Origin of the sequence: Actimicrobium sp. GrIS 1.19, assembly GCF_035984655.1 — a bacterium.
In the GTDB taxonomy this organism is placed as follows: Bacteria; Pseudomonadota; Gammaproteobacteria; order Burkholderiales; family Burkholderiaceae_D; genus Actimicrobium.
Genome location: NZ_JAXCHT010000009.1, coordinates 118596 through 125947, shown reverse-complemented (window position 1 = coordinate 125947; position 7352 = coordinate 118596). Strand labels below are relative to the sequence as shown.

Sequence of the window (7352 nt, the reverse complement as noted above, 5' to 3'; positions counted from 1 at the left end):
GCCAATGACTTCTTTTTCATCCAGTATCTTAGCGTATGGTGACTGATGTTCATGTCCAGCGCGACCGCCGTGACCGACCGCTGGTCGCGTGAAAAGGCCTTGACCAAGGCCTGTTCGATGAACGATTGGGAATACTGTGCTGCCATTTGCCTGCCTCTATCTATGGATTAAATATTGAGGCGACAACCGATCCATTGCGGGGATAAAAAACAGTCCCCCCGAAGCGCAAAGAAAAAATCGACCCTGAAATCTTGGGGGAACGGGTTCCGCTTCGCTCCACCCGTACCCCCCAACCCCACTAGCGGGTAGGAGGACAAAATGAAGAAAAAGAACCGAGTCGTCCAGATCGCAACGCCTATTCGTCCGATCTTCAGTGTGAAAAAATCACACGACAAATAGTCTGACACGGGGGGGGTGGCACAGCGGCAGAGTTTGTCGATGGCGGGCCTTCACGCTGCAACGGGATCGCCAAATTTCCAAGCCCATTAGATTTATTACCTACCGAATTCATTGATCGCTCCAAAAAATGTGCGGCGCATTGGCCGTCATTCCCTTGTGTGCCGTGCACCTACCAATGGTTCCGTTTGGAAAGCGAAGCAACCCTCCTGGCGTTGCTTGAATTCCGATGTTCAACCTCGAGGCACCCGGACTGGCGCACCATCCGCATCCTGTTTGTCGGCCACGCGAGCGATGAAAGGATTTTGTCGCGGAATCGGCGGGTTTTTTAATGGATGCAGGGAGCCGGTTCGCCTCTGCCTTGCCATCCGCAAGGCGACGTTTAACCCACACCGTCTTCTCGTTCTGAGTTTGTATCGGCTCGCCCACCAGGTTGTTTGAAGGGGCGGCGCGGGGATGCCTCGGCGCGTTGCGAAGCGAATTTTTCGCTGCTGTAGCTTTGCGAACCGACTCGGCTAGCTTGATCAGACCGCGCGGCGCGGCGTCGGGCCAATTGTCAGGCTTTGGCCTGCCTCATCCCCAAACGTCACCTTGCGCGTCTTGCCGCTGGCGCGCGGTCCCGATGAAGGCGTCTTCAGGATGCCGCGAAGGGGCCGCGCGGGATTTTTTTTCTCTTTTGTAGCCCTTTTGCCTGGATCGGCAGTGGCTGAAACGGAGCCAACGGCGCCGCCAAAGGAACCTGAGTCGCATGCAGGCGGTTGGCCACCACGCCGATCAGACTGCGCGATCAACCGGGTCAGTTCTCGCCGATTTTTTTTCATGCAGTCGAGTACCGCCGACCTGCGCTTGGCGTCGCCTGCACACGGCATCGATTCGATGTCCTTGATCTGATCGTCAATCATTTTGCGCAGGTCACGCAGCGCAGCCGGACGCAGCCGGGAAGCCGCGTCCGGCAGGGGTGCCGGCGCGTATTGCGTCCACCATACCAGCGCATCGATCTCTGCATCGCGCTGACGCCGAGATGATGCTGTGGTCCCCGGCGCATCGATAAAGGCGGTCTCCATTTCATTTCTTATTCCGAGCTGTAGCCCGACGATATGGTCAATCTTCTGCGCATTGGTACGAAGTATCTGTTGCTGCGCTTCGGCTTGCGCCGCGTTTCGCGATGGTGTGTGTTTGAGCCTCGCCATTTCGCGAGTGACATCGCGGCGCATGCTCTCCAGGACCGGAGCCTTGAGGTAATTGGCAGCCTCCTCTGGCAGCGGATTCTTTGGCTGTTTGCGCCACGCCACCACGGCATCGATCTGCGCGTTACGCTGCGCGAACGACGCCACGCTTTGATCCCGCATCGGGGCAAATGCGTCTTCGAGGCTGGCGCGGAGCGCCGCCTGGACCTGCGCGTCATAGTCGGTTTTTAGCGCGTACGCATACAGCGCCTTCGTCTCGCGCAGCTGAGTTTCACTCAACGGGTTGGTGGCGATGGTCGCGATGCGTTGTGCCTCCTTGCCATACGCTTCCACCTTCCGGCGCAGCGTGAGCGCTTTTGAACCTGCGCCATCGTGACGCAACGTTGCGCTCTGCGAAGGCTTGCCCTGGCTACGTGGGGCAGCGGCGGTCTCTGTTGATGCCGTGTCTTCACGCGACAACGAGATCGCCGGATTTCCAAGTCCGCTATTAACTCTATTTATTGAATTCATTGGCTGCCAAAAAAATGTGCGCCGCAACGGCCATTATTTGCTTGTGTACCGTGCGCATGCCAACGGTTCCGTCTGAATAGCGACGCTATTGGCTCGCGCCACGATCCGCTGCGGGCGAACCGGGCGGCCCGTTCAACGATCAGCCAGCACATGCAACGCCAACGGCTGTCCGCCAGCACCGGCCCACCTCTGGTATTGAGGCAGCCGACTGCTGCAATCGTCGTCATCCTCCCATCGATCAACGACAGCGTGACGTCGGCTGGCGTCCGCCGCATCGGTGTGGTTGCATCAGTCGAGACCACCGCGTCAACGCCAGGCGCATCCACCTACCCCAACACCCGCTGCGCCACACCGAGATACAGCGGAATGCCAAACACAATATTCAACGGAAACGTAATTCCCAGCGACAGGCCAAAGTAGAGCGACGGATTGGCTTCCGGAATCGCATAACGCAGCGCGGCCGGCACGGCGATGTAGGAGGCACTCGCGGCCAGCACCATCAACAGGGCGGCATCGCCTGCCGGGATCGACAACAACCAGGCCAGTCCCAGCGCCAGCGTGGCGTGCGACAGCGGCGCCAGCACGGCCCAGGCGATCAGCCATGGCGACTTGTCGCGCACATTGGTCAGGCTGCGCGCGGTCAACAGCCCCATGTCGAGCAGGAAGAAGGCCAGCATACCCTTGAAAATGTCGGCGGAAAACGGCTGCATCGAGACCTTGCCGGCATCGCCGCTGAGGATGCCAATGATCATCGCGCCGACCAGCAGCAGTTGCGCACCGTCGGTCAGCGAGGCATGCAGGATGGTGCGCAGCGGTACGCCGCCGGGCTGCGTCGTCGGTGCGCCGGTCACTGGCGACGGCTGACGCTGCCGCAGTCCATTGGCCAGCAACACCGCCAGAATGATTGCCGGCGACTCCATCAGGGCCATCGCGGCGGACATGTAGCCGCCGAATACCACATGCTGATTTTCCAGGGTCTGCACTGCCGTGACGAAGGTCACCGCACTGACCGAGCCGTAGGTGGCCGCGACCGCGGCCGCATCGAAGCCCGACAGGAAGCGCCGCAGGACGCAATACCCGAGCAACGGCACCACCACCGCCAGCAGCACGGCACAGCCGAGACTGGTGGCGACCTGGGCGGTGAGCCCGGAATGGGCCAGCGCAAAGCCGCCCTTGAGCCCGAGCGCCATCAGCAGATACAGCGACAAGAAACGCGAGACCGGTTGGGGAATCTCCAGATTGGATTTGAGGGCGCCGGCGAGGACGCCGAACAGGAAGAACAGAATGGCTGGGTCGAGAAGATTGTGCATGGGTGGATTCCTTTCAACCGCGATGCTAGGGAAACGGTTGCATAAAGTAAAATCGATTTTCGCCACGCTCGGATAGATCAAACCCTATGCATATCACTTCCCGCCAACTGCGGCTGTTTCTGGCGCTGGCCGACACCGGCAGCGTCGGCGGTGCTGCGCGTGCGATGCACATCAGCCAGCCGACTGCCTCCATGCAGTTGCGCGCGGTGTCGGATGCGGTCGGCCTGCCGCTGTATGACGTGATCGCACGGCGCGTCCATCTGACCGAGCTCGGGCGCGAGCTGGCCCGCACCGCGCGCGGGATCGCCAATGAATGGGATGCGTTCGAACAGAAGGCCGACCAGATCAAGGGAATCAAGCGCGGCAAGCTGCGGGTGGCGGTCGTCAGTACCGCCAAGTATTTCGTGCCACGCTTGCTGGGGTCGTTTTGTGCGATCTATCCGGACATCGACATCGCGCTCGAAGTGCTGAACCGGGATGGCGTGCTGCAGCGGCTGCGGGAAAACCTCGATGACCTGTGCATCATGTCGATGCCGCCCGCCGATATCGCGCTGGCCGACCAGGTGTTCATGGCCAATCCACTGGTGGTGATTGCGGCCAATGCGCATCCGCTATGCCGGCGTCGAGGGATCGAGCTTGCCGCACTGCGCAGCCAGCGCTTCATCCTGCGCGAACCCGGCTCCGGCACGCGCATGGCGGTAGATACGTTTTTCAAGCAGCAGAAATTCACACCGCAAGTGCGTCTGGAACTGGGCAGCAATGAAGCCATCAAGGAAGCCGTGGCCGGCGACCTTGGCATTGCGGTAGTGTCGCGCCATGCGCTGCAGGCCAATGCCGCCGAGCAGGCTGTCACCATCCTGGATGTGAAGGGCTTCCCGATCAACTCGCAGTGGCATGTGGTGCATTTTCTGGGCAGAACCCTGTCGCCGGTTGCCAGTGTGTTTCAGGAGCACCTGCTGGCCGAATCCAGACTTAGGCAACAGCAGCACGGCTGACAATGCCCCTCCCGCCGCTGCATCGTGCGGCGGCGGGAGCGTGGATCACGGGGCTCAGTTATCGGCCAGCACCGTCAACGCAAACGGCTGCCCGCCGATACACGCGCCGCTGCTCGTATTGAGGCAGCCAATCGCTGCAATCGTGGCGACCTGTCCGTCGGTCAATGTCACCGTCACGCCAGCCGCGCTCGGCAGGATCGGTGTGGCAGCGCCGGTCGGCACCACCGCCAGCGTATAGGTGCCGGGCACCAGCTGCAGGCTGGCCGAGGTGGCGTTCGGATAGGCCAGGTTCGACACCGCCGTCGCCGCGATCACGCCGGGACCGCTCAACACGACCACGTCGACCGCAGGCGCATCCGGCGCCAGATGCAGCACCCGCACCTTGGCCTTGCCGGCCACCGGCACCCGGTCATCGGCAAACGCCTTCAGTTGCAAGGCCTGTGCGCCACTGCCGCCGAGCAGGCCGATGGCGGCCACGCTGGTGCTGGTATTGGGCGCCAGCGCCGCACCGTTCAGGTCAAGCACGCCCGCCAGGGTGCCGGTCAGTGCGACCGAGGCATCGTAGGTTCCGGAGGGAACCGTCAGGTAACCCGAGTTGGCCGGGAACGCGACATTCTGCAAGGCCCGATTGTCAGCGCTGTTGGCCGCGCCGGGCGCTTTCAGGAAGACATCCACGGCAGGAACGTTTGGCGCGAAATGCGCAACCCGCAGCGCCGCGCGGTTATCGCTGATCACGAACGCCGCGCCCGTGGCAGGCGCGACCAGCAACCCGACCGGCGCGACGCCCGAGGCCGGAATGGCCGTCATCAGCAAGTCGGCGTTCGCTGCCAGGGCAACCTGGCCCGAATCGAACGCGACGGTGCGCGACCCGGCCAGCGTGGCGCGGACTTCGTAATTTCCGGCAGGAACTTCAAGCGCCAGTTGCCCGGAGGCCGGGGCGACGCCGGTGTACGCCAGCGCCGCAATGGTTGGCAGCGCCGGCAGGGTCGCACCTGGCGCAGTCACGTAAATGTCAACTGCAGGCACCGCCGGCGCGCCGTGCACGACGCGAATCTTGACGTTGCCGGAAGCCGGCGCATTGCCCGGATCATCAACCAGAACCGCGCTGATCTTTTGCGCGGCCGGCGCCGCGGCCGCTGCCGAACCGACTGCCACCGCAGAATATTTACGGTCGCGGTTCAATGCCGGCGAGACATCGATGACGCTGGTCGCGGCGCCGGTCGGATTGACCTGAACCCGCGTGGTTCCGCTCGCAATGGTGAGAAACCCGGACGCGGTCTTGTAGGGTACGTTGGTCAGCACGGTGGTGCCGCCGACCAGCACATCCACGTTGGGCGCATCGGCCGAAGCATGGATGACGCGCAGTTGGGTATTGGACGCTGAGTCGCCGCCGCAGCCAGCCACGATGCTCGCTGCGACGATGGCAACAACCCATTTCGACAAAGGCTTCATTTCTTGCTCTCCTCAAAAACTGAAACGGTTTGGAAAAATGACGTGATACCGGTGAAGTGATACCGACGAAGTGATACTGATGAATTGATACCGATAAAGTGATACCGAGAAAGTGATACAGCTGACTTGATCCATCCCCGTCCAGGTGCGCCGAGCCGACTGAGCAGTCCATTGCGCTCCGGGTCTGTGACTGGGAATACTGCAAAATGACCGACTGGTGAAATATTGGACTGATCGGTATTTTAGGATAAGGATTCCGAAAATGCTTGTGCAAATGCCCATTCATTGATGCTGGCAGCCGAACGCATCGCCGGATGCAATGCCTGCCGGCATCGCGCTCCGAACCAGATGCCGTCGGCGCATTCCACCGAGGTAAAATACGCGCTTCGCGTTCACGCCTTGCCGCTACCACTCCCCTTGATGTCGTCCCCTACCGATCCAGTCTCGTTGCTGCCCGAATCCGCCGTCGCCACCGCGGCACGCCATCTGCAGGACGTGCTGACGCTGGCCATCGAAACCACGCCGGCGCAGTCGGCCATCGTCGTTTTCGATACTGCCTGCCAGCTGGCTGTGGCACTGACCGAGGCCTATCGCCGCTGTTTGCCGGCGGCGCATTTCATCGATTTCGATGCGGTGTCGCCGGCAGCTATCCAGGCGCAATTTGCGCTGCTCGCAGCCGGCGATCTGGTGGTATTGATCCAGTCGACCAACTTCCGCCTCGATGCCTACCGGATTCGCGTCGAGCTGTTCAAGCGCGCGCTCAAGGTCATCGAGCATCCGCATCTGGCGCGCATGCCGGGCGCGCAATCGCTGCACTACATCGCAGCGCTTGCTTACGATGCGGCGTATTACCGCGGCACCGGCCGGGCCTTGCAGGCGCGCATCGACAACGCCAATTCGGCAGTGGTCGACAGCGATGGCGCACAGCTGATTTTTGACGGCCCGCTGGAATCGGCCAAGGTGAATATCGGCGACTACGCAGGCATGACCAATGTCGGCGGCCAGTTTCCGATTGGCGAAGTATTTACCGAGGCACGCGATCTCGAATCCGTGAATGGCCGGGTGCGCATCTTTGTCTTCGGCGACACCAATTTTGCCGTCAACCAGCCAGCGCAACCGATCACGCTGGTGATCACGAAAGGCCGCGTCAGCGCCGTGATCGACAGCACGCCGGAATTCGACCAGGTACTGGACAACATTCGCGCCGATGAGGGCGAGGTCTGGCTGCGCGAACTCGGCTTTGGCATGAACCGCGCGTTCAACCGCGACTGCACCGTCAGCGACATCGGCACCTTCGAACGCATGTGCGGGATTCACCTGTCGCTGGGCGCCAAGCATGGCGTGTATGCCAAGCCCGGCTTCAAGCGCGGCGTGGTACGGCACCATGTGGATGTGTTTGCGATTACACATTCGGTGCAACTGGGTGGCGAAGAAGTCTATCGCGATGGCCGCTGGGTCGTATGATGACTGCAGTGGCAACGGATTGCAGCGTTGCCAATCCA

6 protein-coding genes are annotated in these 7352 nt (G+C 61.6%); 2 read left to right on the top strand and 4 right to left on the bottom strand.

Annotated features, from left to right (window positions below; translation table 11 throughout):
- The 3 genes from RCH09_RS08980 to RCH09_RS08970 all read right to left on the bottom strand — a co-directional run.
- On the bottom strand, nt 1-146 hold a 146-nt coding region (locus RCH09_RS08980), incomplete at its 3' end, for a transposase (protein ID WP_326940737.1).
- Nucleotides 147-920: 774 nt separating this feature from the next.
- Complete coding sequence (locus RCH09_RS08975; protein ID WP_326940731.1) at nt 921-2093, bottom strand: hypothetical protein; 1173 nt, start codon at nt 2091-2093, stop codon at nt 921-923.
- A 326-nt stretch (nt 2094-2419) separates the two neighbouring features.
- A complete protein-coding gene (locus RCH09_RS08970) occupies nt 2420-3403 on the bottom strand; it encodes a sodium-dependent bicarbonate transport family permease (RefSeq protein WP_326940730.1) in 984 nt (327 codons plus the stop codon).
- A gap of 86 nt (nt 3404-3489) precedes the next feature.
- Here RCH09_RS08970 and RCH09_RS08965 point away from each other — a divergent pair, with 86 nt between their 5' ends.
- Entirely contained in the window at nt 3490-4398 is a 909-nt protein-coding gene (locus RCH09_RS08965; RefSeq protein ID WP_326940729.1) for a LysR family transcriptional regulator, read from the top strand.
- 54 nt (nt 4399-4452) lie between these two features.
- Here the strand turns inward: RCH09_RS08965 and RCH09_RS08960 are convergent, their stop codons facing one another.
- Nucleotides 4453-5850 carry a DUF4397 domain-containing protein gene (locus RCH09_RS08960; protein WP_326940728.1) on the bottom strand — a complete coding sequence of 466 codons (1398 nt, stop codon included), beginning with the start codon at nt 5848-5850 and terminating at the stop codon, nt 4453-4455.
- A gap of 420 nt (nt 5851-6270) precedes the next feature.
- On the opposite strand from RCH09_RS08960, the gene RCH09_RS08955 reads away from it, so the two are divergent.
- A complete protein-coding gene (locus tag RCH09_RS08955) occupies nt 6271-7314 on the top strand; it encodes a hypothetical protein (protein ID WP_326940727.1) in 1044 nt (347 codons plus the stop codon).
- Nucleotides 7315-7352 lie beyond the last annotated feature (38 nt).